The 621-nt window shown below is 35.1% G+C and carries 1 protein-coding gene; it reads right to left on the bottom strand.

All coding sequences use genetic code 11. The features are described 5' to 3' along the window. Positions 1-98: 98 nt before the first annotated feature. The gene (locus V7266_RS25550; RefSeq protein WP_335472062.1) at positions 99-602 is read right to left on the bottom strand and encodes a DoxX family protein; all 504 of its coding nucleotides are present in this window, start codon (positions 600-602) and stop codon (positions 99-101) included. Between the last annotated feature and the right edge of the window lie 19 nt (positions 603-621).

Raw genomic sequence — 621 nt, 5'->3', positions numbered from 1 at the left:
ATCTAAGATATACCTTGTGTAAAAAAATAGAGAGTTGGTGAACCCAATCTCTCTAATCGATTACGAAAATATGTTTATTTAACTAATGATCATTGTGGTTAATTGTTCTGTTTTATTGGTACATCTTGTTTAGCCGTTTTTTTAATAAAAGGGATTACCCAACGGTCTAAACCAAATTTACCTGCATTGAAACCGGCAAATAGGATAATTGCTCCTAATATTATATCTGTAGGATTGTGTGAAATAGTGCCTGCCATAATATAGGAGAAATTCATGACAAGCCCAAAGAACATCGCTGCTGTTGTTAAGCATCCAAGAATCAGCCCAAGTCCTACTAAGAACTCTCCTAATGGAACAATGGTATTAAAAATATCTACATTTGGTAAAGCAAAACCCTTTAAAAACGAAACGTACATACTGTAAACCATGCTGCCATCTGGACCCTTTACAGGATTAGCGATAGCTCCTTTTAAAAATCCAGAAGAATCAAACCCGCCAGTTAATTTACCCCATCCTGCTGTTAACCAAGAATAGCCTAAATATAATCTGATCAGGGTTAAAACTCCAGCGGCTATTGTATTTTCTCTTAATGTCTTTAGCATAAATCTCACTCCTTAAATA

This window comes from Neobacillus drentensis, from assembly GCF_036965645.1.
Classification (GTDB): domain Bacteria; phylum Bacillota; class Bacilli; order Bacillales; family Cytobacillaceae; genus Neobacillus; species Neobacillus drentensis_D.
This window is presented reverse-complemented; position numbering and strand designations above follow the sequence as displayed.